The following is an 18,360-nucleotide window of genomic DNA, read 5'->3' as shown; positions in this document are numbered from 1 at the left end:
AGGGGCACGTCATGGGTGAGTGGACCGACAAGGCCAAGGGCCGGGTGAAGGAAACGGTCGGCGTCGCGACCGGTGACCGTGAGCTGGAGGCCGAGGGCAAGGCCGACACGGCGAAGGGCAACCTCAAGGGCAAGGTCGAGGATGCCAAGCGCGTCATCAAGGACGCGCTGGACGGCGACAAGCCGCGCCGCGACGAGCCCTAGCAACGCACACAGCCAATGCGTCACGCGGGCCGCGGGGGACTCCCTCGCGGCCCGTCCTTTTTCCTGAAGTCCCTGTCCAGTGAAGTGAAGGCGGCCGCGGGAGGAGCACTTCCCGCGGCCTTCCTGCGTCTGCTGCTACCGCTTCGTCACCGGCGGGCAGGCCACCTCGAGAAACGTGGTGGTCTTCCCGCTGAGCATGACCCACAGGCAGCGCATGACGCAGCCCGCACCGAACTCCCGGTAGATGAGCCCCAGGTTGGCGACCACCTCTCGTCCGGTGATGACCCCGCGCATTGGCACTTCCCCCTTCTCCAGCTACCCGTCCGTCCCGCCATCCACTGCACCGAGCGCTGCCGCCGCACCTCTTCTGCAAACGGCTGGCCGTGCTCCCCGTGGCCGCCCGAAGTCGCTCTGTTGCCCTTCGGACGGGCCAAGCACGCCAACCGTCGTTCGGCGATGCACGGAGTGCTGCGCCCAGGTGTGATACGCACGTAGAGAACCTGGAGATTTTTCAGGGTGCCCGTCCACGGCGTGACGTCCGTGTCCACCCACCGCGCAGCCGGAGTGACGCAGACCGTCTCCCGCCCGGACGCGGCGCGGCACGAACCGGGGTCGGCGGAAACTGTTCCCGCGAAGCCCGGGCGCCCCTCGCGGCCGAACCTGCCACGTCGCCCTGTCGGCGGCACTGCGGGCCTCGTGGCACATCCGCACCGGGGCCTGAATCTTCTGTCCACGGGGCACTTCAAGTCAGGGCTGGCCGAAGCTGCTCGCAAAGCGGCGGCGCATTCGAGGCCCTCGACTCGAGAACAGGTGTCACCCGCCCCGGACGCGAACACTAAAGAGGTGAGGCGGCGGAAGGAGGGACGAGAGATGAGGACACACGAGCTTTCGACAGGAGCCCTGCCCCTGCTGGCGGCGGGGTATCTGCGCGGTCCACGAGGCGTCTCGCGGCTCGTCGTGGGGACGGACTTCTCCCTGCGCTCCGAGTTCGCGCTGGCGCGAGCGCTGCGCCTGCCCCTGGGCCAGGGAGGCGTCTTCTGCGTCATGCATGCGGACCCCGCACCGGACGGCCATGACGGGCCCGCGGGCGCGGTGCCCGGGGCGCGCTGCCTGCGCAAGGCGGTGGCCTCGGTGTGCAGGCGTCTGCGCAACCGTGTGGACGTGGATGTACACGAGGAGCTGCGGCAGGGGGACCCGGTGGAGGCGACCTCCACCGTCGCGAACGAGCTGCGGGCGGAGCTGGTGGTGGTGGGCCGGCCGCTGGTGACGTACCCGGTGCGGGAGCTGGCGGAGGACTCCCTGGTGCGGCGCATGGTGCGGCGGCTGGGCGCGTCCGTGCTGGTGGTGGTGCCGCACCCGGTGAGGCCCTATGCGCGGCCCCTGGTGGCCGTGGACTTCTCGCGCGAGTCGCGGCGGGCGCTGGAGCTGATGATGCGGCTGTGCCCGTCCTCGGCCCCGGTGGACGTGCTGCACGTGGTGGACACGCGCGAGGAGGAGACGGCGCTGCGGGCGGCGGGGGCACCCACCGAGCGGTGGCTGCTCCTCCGGCAGGAGCGGGAGCGCGCGGCACGGGCGGCGCTCGGCCGCTTCCTGGCGCCCTACCGGGAGGCCGGGCGCGAGCTGGAGGTCCGGGTGCGCAGCGGCGAGCCCGCGGAGGGCATCCTCGCGGAGGCGGCGGAGCGGGGCTCGGACCTGCTGGCGCTGGCCATGTCGGGCAGCGAGGCCCTGACGCCGCTGACGGAGGCCGTGCTGGCCCGGGCCGGCTGCGACGTGCTGGTGGGGCGGCACGCGGCCCCCGTGTCCTGAGCGCGGAGGCGCGGACCGCGTTATGAACGCGGCCCGTGTCCCCTCCCTCGCTCGCCTCCTCTCCGCCGCAGTCACTCAAGGCCCGCCTGAAGAGCACGGGCAGCCTCTTCAAGCAGCTGCCCGGCACCTTCCGTCTCTTCTGGCAGGCGAGCCCCCGCCTGGCGGTGCTGCTGGGCGCGCTGACGCTGGTGGCGGCGGTGCTGCCCGCGGGCATCGCCTGGGTGGGCAAGCTCATCGTGGACTCGGTGGTGGCGGCGGCCCAGGGCTCGCTGGAGGCGCGCTCACGCGTCTGGGGGCTGGTGGGGCTGGAGTTCGGGCTGATGCTGGGCTCGGCCGTGGTGGAGCGCTCGCTGACGCTGACGCGCGAGCTGCTGCGGGCCAACCTGGGCAACCTGCTGAATGAGCGCATCCTCCACAAGGCGCTGCAGCTGGAGCTGCGGCACTTCGAGGACTCGGACACCTACGACAAGATGCAGAATGCCCGGCGCGAGGCGAACAGCCGCCCGCTGTCGCTGGTGATGCAGGCGTTCTCCATCGTCCGCAACGCGATTACGCTGTCCACCTTCGCCGCGCTGCTGATTGCGCTGTCACCGTGGAGCGTGGTGGTGCTGGTGGCCGCGTCCATCCCGGCCTTCATCGCCGAGGCGCGGCTGGCGGCGGAGGGCTTCCGGCTCTACTCCTGGCGGGCGCCCGAGGGCCGGAAGCTGAACTACCTGGAGTGGATTCTCACGCGGGACAACCACGTGAAGGAGGTGAAGCTCTTCGGGCTGGGGCCGCTGGTGATGGGGCGCTACCGCTCGCTCTTCCAGAAGTTCTTCTCGGAGGACCGGGCGCTGGCCTTCAAGCGGATGGGGTGGGGGCTGGGGCTGGGGCTGCTGTCGCTGGCGGCCTTCTACGGCTGCTACCTCTACGTGGCGGGCCGGGCTGCGGGCGGCGCCATCTCCGTGGGCGACATGGTGCTGTACCTGGGCGTGTTCCGTCAGGGGCAGGCGGCGTTCCAGGGCATCCTGACGAGCATCGGCTCCATGTACGAGGACGCGCTCTTCATGAGCAACCTCTTCACGTACCTGGAAATCCCCACGGGGGGAGAGACGGTGCGGGTGCTGCCGGCGAAGTCGCCGCCGCGCGGGCACACGAATGCGATTGAGCTGCGGGACGTGTCCTTCCGCTATCCGGGCAAGGACGCGTGGGCGCTGCGCAACGTGACGCTGACGCTGCGGCCGGGGCAGAAGCTGGCGCTGGTGGGGGAGAACGGGGCGGGGAAGAGCACGCTGGTGAAGCTGCTCCTGCGTCTGTACGAGCCCTCGGAGGGGGACATCCTCTATGGGGGCGTGGACGTGAGGGACATGGACGTGGAGGACCTGCGCAGCCGCTTCGGGGCGGTGTTCCAGGACTTCGTGCGCTACCAGTTCAACGTGGCGGAGAACATCGGCCTGGGGCACGTGCCAGCGCTGGAGGACCGCAACCGGATTGTCCGCGCGGCGGAGGAGGGCGGCGCGAGCACGGTGATTGCGGCGCTGCCCAAGCAGTACGACACCATGCTGGGCGGCTGGTTCGAGAAGGGCCAGGAGCTGTCGGCGGGCCAGTGGCAGAAGCTGGCGGTGGCGCGCGCCTTCATGCGGGACGACGCGGAGGTGCTGATTCTGGACGAGCCCACGGCCAGCATCGACGCGGAGGCCGAGCACGCGCTGTTCGAGCGCTTCCAGGCGCTGGCGGCGGACCGGATTGCCATCGTGATTTCGCACCGCTTCTCCACGGTGCGGATGGCGGACCAGATTGCCGTGCTCCACAACGGCCAGGTGGAGGAGCTGGGCAGCCACGACGAGCTGATGGCGAAGGACGGGCGCTATGCGCACCTGTTCCGCCTGCAGGCCCGTGGCTACCGCGACTGAGCGGCGCGTGCAATGCCTCTCTACTGCCCGTGCGGGCGTGGTGGCAACCCGGCAATGATTCACGCCTGCTGAAGCGGGACGCCATTCATTGTCGGAAAACGCGTAGTCGGCACAGCCCAGAAATGACGGTCCCCCCGTATGCGCATGGGGGCTTTCCGGTTTCGACCATTTGGGGGTTGTGTGAACAGACGTGTCGTATGGGGCGTTCTATGTGCGGCCCTGACGTGGATGGGCTGCGGAGGTAGTACCGAGAGTCCGGAGCCGGGCGCTGAAGACGCCCTGGCCACCGCGGAGCAGGAGCTGTTCTGCGGTGAGGGTGACGCGGTGGCATCCGGGTCGACGAGGCTGGTGGACTCCACCTGCGCCGGGCCCTGGCAGTACGAGCTGCAGTGCTACAAGGCGAACACGACCGCGAGCTGTGCCGTCGACTACTACGGCACGTCCGCGTGCTGCCGCGTCCCGGAGAACGGGATGGAGTACCGGGCCAACCGGCAGTTCAGCGGCGGCAACATCTGCACCACGCGCCGTATCACCGTGTGCGACGAGTTCGGGCAGCACTGCACCTATGACTGGGTGACGGACTGCCAGACGCCCTGCAGCACGTCCGCCAACAGGTACATCACCAACAACATCCCAGCGGAGTACCGCACGGGTGTCTCGGGGCGGGTGGACTACGCCGACGAAGACACGTGCACCTACACCATCCTGAACCACCCGGTGTACTTCAAGAAGATTGCCGCCTCGTGCACCACCGGTAGCTGGGACTACGGCCAGTGCCAGGACACGACCAAGCCCACCTACAAGTCCTGCCGCTCCCCCAACCATGGGGTGGCGACGGACTGCGCGTACCCGAAGTACTACACGCAGCCGGGCAGGACGCTGGACGGCGCGCATGCGGATGCCCAGCCGGTCTTCGCCCAGACCCAGGCCAACACCCTCGCCGCCGTCCCCGAGCTCCGGTACAACCTGCAGCACTACAAGACCCAGCCGGTGTGCACGACGACCGAGACCATGGCCCTGGGCGCCGTGGATGGCACGCTGGGAGAGGCGGCGGCGAAGTACACGAAGCTCCGGTCCTGGTACACCGCCGCGGACTCGATTCCCACCACCGCCGTGCCGACGGGCATCCCGGACCGCGCCGGGTTCAAGTCCCAGCTCGTCAAGCGCATGAAGCAGGTGTACGAGCTGCGCGCCTCCCGGCTGTCGGTGGATGACCAGCAGCACGCCATCTCGCTGTACACCAGCGCGCCGAACGACACGCCTTCCTGTGGCAACACCTGGGCGCCCCAGGGGACCTCCTGCAACACCTCGCTCGATGCGAGCCTGAAGATGTGCAACCGCATGACGGAGGCCCACCCCACCAACCTCAACGAGCTCATCGTCAATGCGTGCGCCAACCTCGCCCAGCAGGTGGGAGGCCTCCCGGCGGGCTGCACCGGCACGACCTGGTACCGGGACGAGCTGCGCCGCATCAACCTGGCGCTGCTCAACCGCAACATGACCAACCTGTCCGGGACCCTGGGCAGCCAGGCCCGCGTCGACCACCTCCGCTACAAGCTGAGCTACATCGACCAGTGGTACACGAAGGGCCGTGACTACCTCTACCCCGCGGGCCTCCCGGACGCGAAGCTGCAGGCGGACGCGAGCGCCCTGCTGAAGACCCTCTGGAACACCGCCTACCTGGATGCGAACCGCCAGGGCTCGGTCTCCAGCGACGCGCAGGCGGAGGCCGTGCGCAAGAAGGTGCTGTCGGATGGCCTGGTGGCGGACCGCCAGATGCTGACCGCCGCGTTCACCCCCCTGCCCGGCGGGGCGATGCCGATGACGCACGCCCCCCTGCTGATGGTGATGGGCGACTCGCTGCGTGGCGTGGAGGAGCGCCTGAAGGACGTCAGCCAGCTGCATGACCTGGGCTGCCGCTTCAAGACGTGCACCGGCGCGGCCTCGGCGACGAGCCAGCTCTGGTCGCTGATGGCCAACCTGGATGACGCCGCCACGCTCAACACGCTGAAGGACAGCGCCACGCTGGTGGACGCGAAGTGGCGGCTGCCGTACACCCCGGCCGGGGAGACCACCGTGTCGCTCGCGCCGTTCACGCAGCTGGCGGCGAACCACTCCGCGTTCCAGTCGGCCGTGAAGGACGCGCTCGGCCTGCCCTCCAGCACCCCCTACACGCGCGAGCTGCTGGCCGAGGCCTCCGTGGACCAGCTGTCCCAGTCCGCCCAGGGCGTGGCCTCGCTGCTGAAGGACGCCAAGGTGCGCGTGGCCTCCTACGCCACCAACGGGCTGTTCTCGCCGTCGGACCGCCAGCTGCTGAACGTGGGGCTCGACCGGGCCAAGCAGGCGCAGATCGTCGCCGACGTCGACACGACCCTCCAGTCGCTGGACCAGGCCATCCTCTCCTATGAGGGCCAGCGGCAGACGCTGGTGAACGCGCTGCTGGCGCAGATGCAGAGCCAGCAGGCCCAGGACGGCGCGGTCGGCCGGATGGAGGTGCTGCACGGGCAGATGGCGGACCTGAGCCTGGACCTCAACGGCCTGCGCATCAGCCATGCGGTGGACGAGGCCCGCTATGGCGACTTCATGAAGGGCTTCGAGGCGCTGGTGCCGGCCATCCAGGCCTCGGGCCAGCAGATGGTGAAGAACGAGCAGACGCTGAACCTCGACGCGCTGAGCGACACGCGGTACGTCAGCGGCGACGATGTGCGGAACATGCGGGTGCTGGAGAACGGCACCCCCTTCACCCGGGTGCTCGCCGCGGGTGAGACGCTGAACGTCGAGGTCAGCGGGCAGTGGGCACCGACGTGCGCGCTGACGCACGTGCCGCTGCCCGGCGGCAAGCCGCTGGCGCTGAGCAACTCCGGAGGCCCCATCCTGACGGGCCCCGAGGGCTACTCGTTCAACGAGACGTCCAGCAGCTATGAGGCCTCCTCCAACCAGACGGTGACCAGCAGCGGCAAGTACGAGAACTGGAGCTGGGGCGCCAAGCTGTGCGCGGGCCTCAACCTCAACGTGCCCATCGTCAAGCAGCTCTTCTCGTTCACCGCCAGCCTGACGGGGTGCGTGGGCTACGATGCCGGCAGGACCTGGAGCCAGACGCGCAGCGAGACCAACTCGGACGGCAAGGAGACGCGCTCCAGCTTCTCCATGGCGCGCGGTGTGCGCTCGGACCGGGCGCCGTTCCCGGACCAGCCGGTGGGCGCGCTGCTGCTGGTGCAGATGCCGCCGGACCAGTCGGGTGTCGAGTACTCTGCCCGGGCTGATGCTCTCTCCGTCCAGGTGGTGCAGGCGCCGTACACCTCCATCCTGGCGGACAAGCCGTCCAAGTTCTACCTGGTGGTCAACGACCTGGTCGGGTGCTCGGGCATCAGCAGCCAGGCGCTGAGCGCGCGGGTGGTGCACATGCAGCCCAAGGCCGCCGCGGCCCGCGACCTGGCCAAGGCGATGCTGGTGACGCAGACGGCGCTCAGGCCGAGCATCGAGGCGTACGTGGCCCAGGGCCGCATGCTGCCCAGCCAGGCCACGCACCTGCGCAACACGGCGTACCAGAAGCTGTACGAGACGTGCGCGGACCCCACGCGCACGGACCCGGAGAACCCGGCCGTGACGCTGCCGCCGTGCCAGGACCTGAGCTACTACCCGGAGAGCCTGCACAACCTCTTCGAGACGTGGATTTCGAAGGAGATTGTGGACGCCGAGCGTGAGGTGGAGCTGGTGCAGATCGAGCGCCAGATTCGCGCGCTGGTGCTCGAGGCGAACATGCTGGCGAAGGACTACGAGCACACGCAGGCGCAGGCGCGCATGCTGGCCCTGGCGCCCGCGTGGGCGCTGCGCAACCTGGACGGCAAGCAGCTGCGCCGGGACCTGGCACTGCTGGAGCAGCTGATGGCCGACAGGCTGTCGCCGGTCATCGACCTGCTGCACCCGGAGACGCTCGCGCAGCTGACGCTGGCGGAGAAGGAGGAGCTCAACGACCTGACGGAGCTGGACCCGCTGAGCACCACGGTGGGCATGGTGGAGATGGCGCGTGAGGCGCAGCAGGCGGCGGACGCGGTCCGCGACCGGCTGGTCACCGTGCGCACTGGCGCCCCGGCGCCGACGCTGGAGGATGTGTTCGTCAGCATCCCCCGGCCCGACAAGGTGGTGAACACCAACTGGTCCAAGGTGGACCTCGAGGTGTCCCAGTCCGTCTGGAGCAACCTCCTGGCGGGCAAGGACGTGTCCATCACCCTCCACCCGAAGTACTTCTACCTGAAGGGGCAGGAGCACCTGTCGTGCTCCCAGACGTCGCCCATCATCCGCACGATGGGGCTGTACGTGGCCACGACGCGCGCTTTCCCGGTGACGCAGTACTCGGCGGGCCTGGTCGTCTCCCCGGAGATGCGCTTCCCGGCGGTCTCCGGCATGCATGAGTACGACTTCATCAACCCGAACTACCTCGCGCCGGCCACCGACACCCTGCTCGGGCCCTCGGGAAATGCGCTCAGCCTGCTCCAGAGCTACTGGAACCTGCCGAGCCACGACTTCGCCACCGGCCTGTCGCCGTTCACCACGTTCCACGTGAGCCCGTCGGGTCTGCGCAGCGCGTATCCGAACGTGCCGCACCCGGACCCCGTGCGTGCGGCGGCTGGGGAGACGGTCATCAACCCCGCCAACCCGCTGGCCAGCGCGGACGAGCTCATCATCGGGCTGCGCCTGGAGCCGAAGCTGGTGGGTCCGAACGCCACGCTGCCGGGCGTGCCTCAGTGCCAGTAGTGGCGTAGCTCCTGTCCGCTCCCGGGAACCGGCCTCCGGGCAAAAGAGCCGGTGTTCCGCCCCGCCGCGCGAGGTCCATGCGCGGCGGGGCCCCTTCGTTTCTTCCTCTGGCTCCCGGGCCCTTCGCGGCGCCCATGGCCGGAGGCCTGTCTTCGTGGCCCGGCGCTGGCGCGTTCGCGGGTGCCGGGCGTTTCGGAATCCAGCCGGAGTGGCCGGGAACGGCTCACTTCAGGAGAGGCTTCATGCGACGTTTAATGCAATGTCTGGCGTTGCTGGTGGCGGGGAGCGCCACCGCGCAGCCCTTCAATGACGTGCTGGTACAGCCGCCGGAGCTCGCCGCTCCGCAGCGCGGCTCACTGGTGGGGCAGTACGCGCGCACGGCCTTCGGGCCGTCGGATGTCAGCCGGGGAGGCTTCGGGCTGGCATCGTCCTTCCAGGTGCCCGGGGAGCGCGGTGCGCTGCTGGCCAGCATCTTCCCGCTGTACTCACCGGACGGAGGCATCAGCGAGTGGGGCCTGGGGTGGCAGGCGTCGCTGGCGCTGACGCGCTCGCGGGTGGTGGGGGAGCTGGACTACGCGACGGACGAGCTGACGGGCCCGTGGGGCCGGCTGGTGAAGGGCACGGACGGGAAGTGGTACCCGCTGGGGATGAGGGGCGCGGTGCGGGTGGCGGCGGGCGCTGGGGACACGTACGTCGCGTACCTGCCGGACGGCAGCCGGTGGACCTTCGGCGGCGTGGCGCGGGTGCAGACGCCGCGCGGGACGTATGCCTGGTACCTGACGGAGGTCGTCACGGCGACGGGCCGGAAGACGAAGCTGGAGTACACGGTGAATGCCTCCGGGCGCCCGTTCCTCCAGCGCGCCTCGTACGGCGGCGTGGGAGACGACTCCCAGTACCGGGTGGACTTCACCTACGAGTGGACGCCGGTGCCCTTCGTGGACTACCGGCCCGGCGTGCCGCTGACGCTGGACCGGCGCGTCTCGGCGGTGGCGGTGAGCGCGAAGCACGCGACGACGGGCGCGTGGACGCCGAGGTGGAGCCACGGGCTGAGCTACTCGCAGGACGGGCTGGGCCCGGCCTTCTGGCTGGCGTCGGTGCAGCAGACGTATGCGTCGGGGGCGCAGCCTCCGGCGACGACGTATGCGTATACGTCGGCCACCTCCACGCTGCAGGTGACGGCGCCTCGCCAGGTGCCCGCGTTCGACGCGGTGATGCAGGCGTACTCGGAAGCGGTGGCGATGCCGTATGGCAGCACGCCGCTGGACAGCGGGGAGGACGGGCGTATCGACCTGGAGGACCACGAGGACTTCACCCTCATCGTCCAGGGGGACACCGGCTTCAGCTCCCAGCCGCTGCCCGCGGCCGCGCCCACGGCGGACCCCCGGTGCCGGCCCGCGGCGGACCCGAACAACCTGCCGCGCACGCTGGCGCGGATGAAGGCGGACTCCACCGAGCACCACGTGGTGGCGCTGGACTACCAGCCGGCGCTGGCGCAGACGGAGCTGGCCCTCTGCCGTCGGGACGGTACGCGGCTGTACCAGACCCTGCTTCCGGACCAGTGGACGCTGGATGGCACGCGGCGGCTGGTGGACCTGAACCGCGACCGGCAGCCGGACCTCATCCAGGTGTACCCGGGCGGCTACTCGGTGGTGCCCAACCAGAGCACGGCGACGGGCTTCGGCTTCGGCGCCATGGTGAGCGGCACGCTGGACCTGCCCTTCACCCCGGAAGCCCTCTGGGTGCATGACTTCAACGGCGACAGCGTGGCGGACCTGGTGACGCGCTTCGCCAGCCAGCTGCTGGTGTATCCGGGCAAGGGCGGCTTCCAGTTCGAGTCGACGCCGTGGACGTACACGGCGGAGTCGTTCGGCATGCCGGTGGACCTGGCGAGCTACTCGCTGAGCTTCGTGGAGGCCAACGGAGACGGGCTGAGCGACGTGGTGCTGGGCAGCCCGTATGGGACGTGGCTGTTCATGAACACGGGCGACCGGCTGGTGGAGAAGGAGGTGCCGGGGCTGGCGTCGCTGGGCGCCAACGCGGGCTTCCCGGTGGTGCAGGACTTCACGGGCAGCGGCAACACGGAGGTCTTCTTCGCGGTGCTGGGGCAGGCGTACTCGGTGGCGCTGAACGCGCCGGGGACCGGCCTCATGGCGTCGGCGAATGACGGGAAGGGGACGAAGCTGTCCTTCCAGTACACCCGAGCGCCCGCGGCGCCGGGCGTGGGCCAGCGCAACGCGGTGCTGGACACGCTGAAGGTGGAGTCGAGCGGGCAGGACGCGGTGACGTACCGGTACGGCTACACCGACCCGAAGGTGCACCAGGTGGGCCGCTTCCTGCTGGGCTACGGCCACGTCACCCGGAAGGACCTGCAGGTGACGCAGGAGATGGACTTCCTCTTCACGGACGCCGTCGTGGGGGTGCAGACCGCGTCGCGCACGCGGGATGCGAACGCGTCGCAGGTGGAGTCCTTCACCACGTCCCAGTACACGGACGCGACGTTCCAGGGCATCCCCTGGAAGCGGCCGAGCGTGGACGTGCGCGGCTGGCGGAGCGTGGCGGGCACGCAGTCCCTCTCCGAGCGCACCGAGTACGAGTACCTGGACTCCACGGCGGAGCTCTGCCCGTCGCGCGTGCGAGTGCTCACCGCGCACGGCACGCTGGTGCGTGAGGCGGAGCGGGCGAGCCCCACGGGGCTGGTCAACCACCTGCACTGCCTGCCGGGCCGCATCATCCAGACGGGCACGCACGCGGACATGTCGCTGGACTTCCGGCACGAGGGCGTGCTGCGCCGCAACGCGGTGGGCCTGGTGGAGCAGGTGAGCAGCGTGGCGGGCGGGCTGTCGCTGACGCTGCAGGACGTGACGTACCAGCCGGACTACACGCTGGCCACGGTGTCGGCGCCGGGGCGCGGGGTGACGGTGTTCGACTATGCGCCGGGCACGCGGCTCTTGCGGCAGGTGACGGCGCCGGACGGCGTGGTGACGCGGGTGACCGGGCGGGACGCGGCCACCGACAACATCCTCTCGCTGGAGGTGGACCGGGGCACGCTGCGCTACGAGCAGTTCTTCCGCCATGACGGGCAGGAGCGGCTGACGAAGCAGTGGGACAGCCTGGGCGGCTCGGAGCTGAACCCGAAGGAGACGTACTCCTACCGCTTCGCCACGGCGACGGTGCCGGCGTCGGTGTTCATGACGTCGCTGGTGGACGTGCAGTCGGGCGCGGTGCGCGAGAGCGTGGGCTACTCGACGGCCGGAGGCGACGCGGTGACGACGGCCCGGCGCATTCCGCAGGGCTGGGTGTTCGACGGCATCGTGGAGCGGACGGCGTCGCGCGCGGAGCTGCGCAAGTGGATGCGCCCGGGCGTGAGCGGCGCGGTGGACGTGCAGGCGCTGGACTACGCGAGCCTCTTCGCGGGCGCGCGCGCGGTGGCGTACTCCCGCGCCACGACGTTCGGCCATGACGCGTCGGCCACGGCGGCCTTCCACGACGGCGTGGAGCAGCTGGTGGCCACGTCCCTCTCGCTGAATGCGGGGCAGCTGTCTCGCACGGCGGTGGAGAACGGCGCCTTCCAGACGCGCAGCGTGCTGGACGCGGGCGGACTCCAGGTGGCGTACGAGGACGAGGCCCTGACCCGGTACGGCTACCGGTACGACGCGCTGAAGCGGCTGCGGCAGGTGGACCTGCCGGGCGGCAAGACGCACAAGGTCCGCTACGACGGGCACGGCCGCGTGTCGCTGCTGGAGCGCCAGGACGTGGCGCGCGTGGAGTACATCTACGCGCCCGTCACCGGCCTGATGGACCTCAAGCGCTTCACCACGCCGGCGGGCGCGTCCGTCCGGCAGGTGGCCTTCGCTCACGACAGCGCGGGCCGGCTGACCACGGAGACGCACTCGGACGGCACGGGCAGCGTGGTGTACCGGTACTACCGGGACGGGGCGACGCCCTCGCAGCCCACCGTGGTGACGACGAAGGGCTTCGTCACGGCGGTGGAAGGCCCGGGCTACGCCAAGCTGACGGAGTACCGCGCGGACGGCAGGCCCGTGCGCCGCACGCTGTCGCTGACGGGCTGGCGCAAGGTGGAGACGCAGCTGGGCTACTCCGACGGTGGCGAGGTGGCGTCGGAGTCCACCTCCGTCTGGGAGCTGCAGGGCGTCACGCCGACGCTGCAGTCCTCCACGACGCGGCAGCACCGCTGGGACGTCCATGGCCGGCTGAGCGAGTCGTGGCTGAACGGTCAGCTGCTGGCCGTCTTTGGCTACGACGCCAACGGTCAGCCGAGCACCGCGTCCTTCTCCACCAATGGCCAGGCGACGCTCGGGTATGACCCGCTGACGCGCGAGCGCATCGCCCTCTCACTCTCTGGGCCGGGGTGGAACACGTACACGGACCTGCGCTTCAACAATCGCGGGCTCGTGGAGTCCGAGGCGCTGAACGTGAGCGGCACGAGCCTGCGTCGCCAGTATGGCTACTCGCCGCAGAAGTACCTGACGAGCGCGACGGATGCGAACGGCACGTATGGCTACGAGCACGCGGGCAACGGCCTGCCGAGCGCCATCCAGGAGGGAAGTGTCCGCCGCGAGCTGGTGACGTCGGGCTCCACGCTCACCTCGGGTGGAGTGACGTACACGTTGGACCCGGTGGGGCGCACGGTGGGCAAGGGCGACCTGACCTTCGCCTACGGTCCGCATGGGCACCTGGCCCGGGCCACGCGTGGGACGAAGGTGTGGGACTACCTCTATGACGAGAACGGCCAGCGGCTGCTGAAGAAGGAAGCCGGTCTGCCGGTGGCGGCGTACCTGGAGGGTGGCGGCTACCTGGACGCCACGGGCCTGACGGTGCCGTTCCGCTTCGCCGGGCAGCTGGTGGGCCTGCTGAAGGGAGGCACCTTCCAGCTGGTGGCCACGGACCTGCGCGGCACGCTGCTGGCGGACACCAACGGCACGGTGCGGCGGGTGTCTCCGTTCGGCCTGCGGGCCACGCAGCCGGACGTGGCGGCGGTGCTGGACTACGTGCAGAAGGGCTTCGACGCGGACCTGGGCGTGGTGCGGATGGGCGTGCGGGACTACGACCCGTACATCAACCGCTTCCTGACGCCGGACCCGCTGTTCCTGGAGCAGCCGTGGCGGTGCGTGAGCAGCCCGGTGCAGTGCAACCTGTATGGCTATGCGGGTGGCAACCCGGTGTCCAACGTGGACCCGTCCGGTGAGGCGCTGGAGACGCTCTGGGACGCGGCGAGCCTGACCATGGGCATCGCGAGCATCGCCATGTGGGACGAGAAGACCACCACGACGGACAAGGTGCTCGACGTCATTGGCGTGGTGGCGGACGGCGTGGCGGTGGCGCTGCCCTTCATTCCGGGTGGCGCGAGTGCCGGCCTCAAGGTCCTGCGCGCGGGCGACAAGGCGGTGGATGCGCTGAAGGCGGCCGACAAGGCCGGTGATGGCGCGAAGCTGCTGAACAAGACGGACGAGGCCGCGGATGCCGCCCGCAAGTGCGCGGGAGGTGACTGCAAGATTCCGGGTATCGGCTGCTTCGTGGCCGGGACGCCGGTGCTGACGAAGGAGGGCCTCAAGCCGATTGAAGAGGTGCAGGCCGGCGACGAGGTCTGGGCGCGCAGCGACACCACGGGTGAGTCCGGGTGGAGGCGGGTGGTGCACCTCAAGGTGACACCCGACAAGCCCATCATCGACGTGGAGCTGGGCTCGGAGGACGGGCGCAGCGAGACGATTGGTGCGACGCCGGACCACCCGTTCTGGGTGGAGGGCCGGGGCTGGACGCAGGCGGGACACCTGCTGCCCGGCATGCAGGTGCCGAGCGCGCACGGCGGCTGGCTGCGCGTGCTGAGGGCGACGTGGCGGCAGTCCGCGGCGACGGTCTTCAACTTCGAGGTGGAGGACTTCCACACCTACTTCGTCGGCGAGCTGTCGGCCTTCGTGCACAACAACGAGAAGTGCCCTGACGCGAAGGACCTGGCTCCCGCGGCGAAGGAGCCACCGAAGCTCGTCTACCGGCAGGGCTCGGACACCGCGCAGAACATGACCCCTCGTCCCGGCCTGGACAAGAAGGGGCTGTCCACCTTCGAAACGTTGGAGCAGGCAGCCAAGCCGGGCGAAAAGGCCCAGGTCATCGACACGACGAAGCTCAGGTGCTTGAAGGCCGTGTGTGACCCGCCCCCGGAGGGACATGTGTCCATCAAGCCGGAGACCGCGGAGGAGCTTGCCGACTGGGCTTCGACACGCGGCTCTGACACCGTCCATCCGTGGACGCAAGAAGTGCTCGACGCCATCGTCGATACGGTGAGGAGGCCCAAGTGACGTTTCCCTGGGACACTGTCTGGTCGAGGCTGCAGCCGGGGCTGGCGGAGCTGATTGCAAAGGCAACCCAGGCCGATTCCCGTGTGCATGCTCGACAGGGGCGCAATCAGAGTACGCACTTCCCCTTCAGTGCATACGTGAGCTTCTCGCTCAGTCGTGCGCCCGAGGCGGACGAAGCCCTCGTCGTGTCAATCCAGTGCAAGAGGCAGGATGACGAGCGGGTCTTGACATCAGACCTCTCGCGAGGCAGCGGGTACGTGTTGTCTGACGGACCTGGGCGCACGATTCCGATGTCAGACGCAGGCCTGGACGCGCTGCTGCAATGGACGGACGAAGTGGTCTCCTGGCTGCGCTCCAGCACTGAGCGTGTCTGCCAGGAGCTCCGCTCCATGCCCTGAGTCTGTTCCAAGTGCAGGGGCCCGAGGCGTTCAACGCGCCTCGGGCCGTAGGCGCTACGCCTTCGGCAGGTGGTCGCGGATGACGCCGAGCCAGTACTCCTTGCCGTAGTACTGGCTCATCTTCCCGATGAGCTTCCCCTCGCGGAACAGCAGGAACGTGGGGATGCCGAAGAGGCCGAAGCGCTTGGCCAGGTCCTCGTACTGGTACGCGTTCACCTTGACCACCCGCATCGGCGCCCCGTCCAGCTCGGCCAGGAGCGCGGGCTCGGCGGCCGCGTAGATGTCGCAGTTCGGGCAGCCGTCGCCCCAGAAGTCCACCACCACCAGCTCGCCCTTCGGCTCCAGGACCAGCTGGTCGAAGTTCTCCGCGGTGCCCTCGTAGCTCACGGGATGTGCCATGGCCCCTGGCTAACGGCCTGCCGTCCCTCCTTCAACCCGCTCCTGGGGCGCGGCTCCCGAGGCCCGCCCTGCCGTGAAACATGCTGGACCGGCCGTTGGACTGGCTGCCGGACGGCCAGGGGAGCCCCCGCCGCGCCCCTGGGACAGACGCTGGATCACGCCGGGTGGCGGGGGCCGGGAGGGGGATTGTCATCAAAACCCAACACCCGCACTGCGCAGGAGGGCACACACGCCGTAAGGTTGTGTGACTGGATGTCGTGGAGGGGTCATGCACGAGTGGTTGGAGGCACTGCGGAAGTCGGCGAAGGCAGCGTCACCTGGCGTCCCCGCGGAGGAGGTCCGCCGGGCCGAGACGGAGTGCGGAGTTCCATTCCCCGAGGAGCTGGTCGCGCTGTATCAGGCGCTCAATGGCGGGGAGCTCAGTGGCGATGTCCACCTCTTCCCGCTGCACGGGCCCGATGGGGCGCCCAGCGTCCTGGAGAAGACCCGCCTCAAGCTGGAGGGCCTGCCGGCGGCGGGCCTGTGGCGCATCGGCGTGAAGGGGCAGCACCGCCACCTCTTCGCCGCGCGCAAGTCCGCGATGGTGGAGCAGGGCGACGGGGGAGGGCCGCTGCCCGGCTGGGTCGAGTCGCTCGGTGACGAGGACTGGGTCTACGGCACCTGGGAGAGCGAGGAGCGGCAGATGCGGCTGTACAAGTCGCTCAAGGACATGCTCGACGTGCTCGTGCCGCCCGCCGAGGTGGAGACCTTCGGTGAGCGCACCTTCGCCCGCGCGATGAACGCCGTGCTCCAGGGCGCGCTGTCCGGCGCGGAGGCCGGTGGCGACGACGAGGATGTCGACGAGGAGGCCCTGGCCGAAGAGGAGGCCGAAGAAGAGGAAGAGGTGCGCGAGCTCGCGTACGAGTATGACGACGACTCCGCCTCCAAGGGCGCCGAGGACAGGCCCTTCGGCGCGAAGAAGCCCAAGCCGGAGCCGAAGAAGCCGGTGCGCCCCGTGGGAGCGGGGGACGGACGGGCCGCGAAGGGGAAGGCAAAGCCCGAGAGCCGGACGGAGAACGCCATGGGAGGCGCGGGGGTGATGCTCCCCCCTTCCGCGAGCACCGCTACGAGCGCGAGGACGGGTAGCGCGGAGCCCGTGGGTGCCGAGGCCTCAACCGTGGAGCCTGCTGCCCCCAAGAAGGCGCCCACGAAGAAGGCTGCTGCCGTGAAGGAGGCGGCCGCCCCGGGGGCCGCTGCCGAGCCTGCCGCGACGGAGGCCGGTGCAGAGCCTGCTGCTGCGAAGAAGCCCCCCGTAAGGAAGGCCGCTGCGGAGCCCACCGAAACGACGGAGGCCCCCTCGGCGACGGCTGCCGGTGGCCCGATGGCGTCGCCCGCGAAGAAGGCGGCCACGAAGCAGGCTCCCGCGACGAAGCCCGCCGCGGAACCTGTCGCCGCGAAGGAAGTGCCCGCGACCGCGACGAAGCCCGCCGCTGGACCCGCTGCCGCGAAGAAGGCCCCGGTGACGAAGACGACCGCAGGACCTGCCGCTACGAAGCAGGCCCCGGTGACGAAGACCGCCGCTGCGCCGGGTACCGCCGCGAAGAAGGCACCGGCGCCCATGGCCGCTGCCGGGCCCGCTGCCGCGAAGAAGGTTGCGGCCCAGAAGGCCGTTGCCGGACCCGCCGCGAAGAAGGCGCCCGTCGTGGCCCCTGCCTCCGGAGCGCCAAAGGCCGCCCCGCCGGCCGGGAAGGCCGCCGCGCCGGCTGGGAAGGCCGCCGCGAAGCAGGGCGCAGCCGCGAAGAAGGCTCCTGCCGGGAAGGCCGCTGCGAAGCAGGCGCCTGCGAAGAAGGCAGCGACAAAGAAGACCGCCGCGAAGCAGGCTCCCGCCAAGAAGGCCGCAGCAAAGAAGGTCGCTGCGAAGAAGGTGCCTGCCAAGAAGGCAGCAGCAAAGAAGACCGCTGCGAAGAAGGCGCCCGCCAAGAAGACCGCTGCGAAGAAGGCGCCCGCCAAGAAGGCCGTGGCCAAGAAGGCCGCAGCGAAGAAGGCTCCCGCCAGCAAGGGCGCCGCGAAGAAGGCCGCGGCGAAGAAGGGAGCTCGCGGTCGCTGAGCACGGGCGCGAGAGGCCGGGCACAGCATTCCGCCCGGTCTCTTCCACCACCCGGCGGTTCAGGCCGTGGCCTTTCCGCGAAAACAGAACCGGGCTCCCACTCATGGGCGCCCGGGCCTCCACGCACCGCGTGCCCGACCCGCGCCAACTGCCGGCGCGGGCCGCGGGCTCGCGGCATGTCCAACAGCGTCAGCTCTCGGGGAGCTGGTCGGACCCGATGGGGCGGATGCGGTACTCCGGCTGGGCCGTGAGCTCCACTTCCTCCTCCTCCTGGTCCCCTCGGCGGAACTCGTGAATCTCGTCCGGAAGGATGTCGCGGAAGTCCGGCTCATCTTCCAGCGGCGGAGTCGCCGCCATGTCCTGGTCGGAGATGTTGATCTCCTCCTCGCCGGTGTCCGGATTCACATGACGCCGCGAGGTGGACTCCCCAATATCCTCCGAACCGAGCCTCTTGAATCGCATGGCATCTCCTCGAGAAAGCGCGGTGGGTTGGCTGCCTTCGGTTCA

At 69.9% G+C, this 18,360-nt stretch carries 9 protein-coding genes; 6 read left to right on the top strand and 3 right to left on the bottom strand.

Features of this window, described 5'->3' with window-relative positions; genetic code table 11:
- Positions 1-11: 11 nt before the first annotated feature.
- Positions 12-203, top strand: coding sequence for a CsbD family protein (locus tag LXT23_RS21425; RefSeq protein WP_253982076.1), 192 nt, complete (start codon positions 12-14; stop codon positions 201-203).
- Positions 204-338: 135 nt separating this feature from the next.
- Here the strand turns inward: LXT23_RS21425 and LXT23_RS21420 are convergent, their stop codons facing one another.
- Positions 339-497, bottom strand: a complete 159-nt coding sequence (locus LXT23_RS21420; RefSeq protein WP_253982075.1) for a hypothetical protein — start codon at positions 495-497, stop codon at positions 339-341.
- A gap of 576 nt (positions 498-1,073) precedes the next feature.
- Here LXT23_RS21420 and LXT23_RS21415 point away from each other — a divergent pair.
- From LXT23_RS21415 to LXT23_RS50135, 4 genes are all read left to right on the top strand, one after another.
- Positions 1,074-2,009, top strand: coding sequence for a universal stress protein (locus LXT23_RS21415; RefSeq protein ID WP_253982074.1), 936 nt, complete (start codon positions 1,074-1,076; stop codon positions 2,007-2,009).
- A 35-nt stretch (positions 2,010-2,044) separates the two neighbouring features.
- On the top strand, positions 2,045-3,901 hold the full coding sequence (locus LXT23_RS21410; RefSeq protein ID WP_253982073.1) for an ABC transporter ATP-binding protein: 1,857 nt from the start codon (positions 2,045-2,047) through the stop codon (positions 3,899-3,901).
- Between the two features lie 180 nt (positions 3,902-4,081).
- The gene (locus LXT23_RS21405; RefSeq protein ID WP_253982072.1) at positions 4,082-8,656 is read left to right on the top strand and encodes a hypothetical protein; all 4,575 of its coding nucleotides are present in this window, start codon (positions 4,082-4,084) and stop codon (positions 8,654-8,656) included.
- Positions 8,657-8,898: 242 nt separating this feature from the next.
- Entirely contained in the window at positions 8,899-14,970 is a 6,072-nt protein-coding gene (locus tag LXT23_RS50135) for a polymorphic toxin-type HINT domain-containing protein (protein WP_267146701.1), read from the top strand.
- Positions 14,971-15,422: 452 nt separating this feature from the next.
- Here LXT23_RS50135 and LXT23_RS21395 read toward each other — a convergent pair whose 3' ends face one another.
- The gene (locus LXT23_RS21395; protein ID WP_253982071.1) at positions 15,423-15,767 is read right to left on the bottom strand and encodes a thioredoxin family protein; all 345 of its coding nucleotides are present in this window, start codon (positions 15,765-15,767) and stop codon (positions 15,423-15,425) included.
- A gap of 268 nt (positions 15,768-16,035) precedes the next feature.
- Here LXT23_RS21395 and LXT23_RS21390 point away from each other — a divergent pair, with 268 nt between their 5' ends.
- Positions 16,036-17,853 carry a hypothetical protein gene (locus LXT23_RS21390; RefSeq protein ID WP_253982070.1) on the top strand — a complete coding sequence of 606 codons (1,818 nt, stop codon included), beginning with the start codon at positions 16,036-16,038 and terminating at the stop codon, positions 17,851-17,853.
- A 189-nt stretch (positions 17,854-18,042) separates the two neighbouring features.
- On the opposite strand, the gene LXT23_RS21385 is transcribed toward LXT23_RS21390, so the two are convergent.
- Positions 18,043-18,315 carry a hypothetical protein gene (locus tag LXT23_RS21385; protein WP_253982069.1) on the bottom strand — a complete coding sequence of 91 codons (273 nt, stop codon included), beginning with the start codon at positions 18,313-18,315 and terminating at the stop codon, positions 18,043-18,045.
- Positions 18,316-18,360 lie beyond the last annotated feature (45 nt).

The organism is Pyxidicoccus xibeiensis, assembly GCF_024198175.1.
In the GTDB taxonomy this organism is placed as follows: domain Bacteria; phylum Myxococcota; class Myxococcia; order Myxococcales; family Myxococcaceae; genus Myxococcus; species Myxococcus xibeiensis.
Note: the sequence above shows the minus strand (reverse complement) of the source record. Positions and strands in the feature narration are given on the sequence as shown.